The sequence below is a fragment of the Nocardia sp. 852002-51101_SCH5132738 genome (genome assembly GCF_001665695.1).
In the GTDB taxonomy this organism is placed as follows: Bacteria; Actinomycetota; Actinomycetes; order Mycobacteriales; family Mycobacteriaceae; genus Nocardia; species Nocardia nova.
The window spans coordinates 1-663 of the sequence record NZ_LZML01000021.1; the positions used below are offsets into that span (position 1 = coordinate 1).

At 60.8% G+C, this 663-nt stretch carries 1 protein-coding gene; it reads right to left on the reverse strand.

Features of this window, described 5'->3' with window-relative positions; genetic code table 11:
• Positions 1-372: 372 nt before the first annotated feature.
• On the reverse strand, positions 373-663 hold a 291-nt coding region (locus tag A5789_RS02610; RefSeq protein WP_197516539.1), incomplete at its 5' end, for a transposase.

Consider the following 663-nt stretch of genomic DNA (forward strand, 5'->3'; position numbering starts at 1 on the left):
GGTGGGAGGGTTAACCCCCTGGGGTCGTACGGGCCTCCAGACGGCCCGCTGAGCGCCTAACGCGCTCCGGGTGACCGTCACATCAGAATGGTGGTTCATCGGTAATCAGCAGTGCTGCCGGAAACGGACTCCGAGCAACCGCGCTCGGGAACACCGGTTCATCAGAAGGTGTAGCCGCTGTGTATTCAGCGGCAATCTCGTTCATTTCAGACTCGGTAAGTGCAGCCGTCTGCACTACTTCGTACTTATCGGTGCCAGTACGTGACTGGCCTAGATAGCGGATGACATCATCCGCAACCAGTCGGTCAAGTACAAACTGGTCAAGTCCAAGCGGGTGGTGTATCGGGGTGATTTCCGCGTGATCCTGTTCGATCAGGCGGTCAGTGCGGGGGTGGGGTCCTCCTGTTCGTCGGTGGGGTCGGCGAGGCCGCGGGAGCGGGCCAGCACGTCCAGGCCGAGGTAGCGGCGGCCTTCGATCCATTCATCGTGTTGCTCGGCCAGGACGGCGCCGACGAGCCGGATGATGGCTTGCCGGTCGGGGAAGATACCGACAACGTCTGTGCGCCTGCGGATTTCCTTGTTCAATCGTTCCTGGGGATTGTTGGACCAGATTTGGCGCCATATCTGTTTGGGAAACGCGGTGAACGACAGCAGATCGGCCCG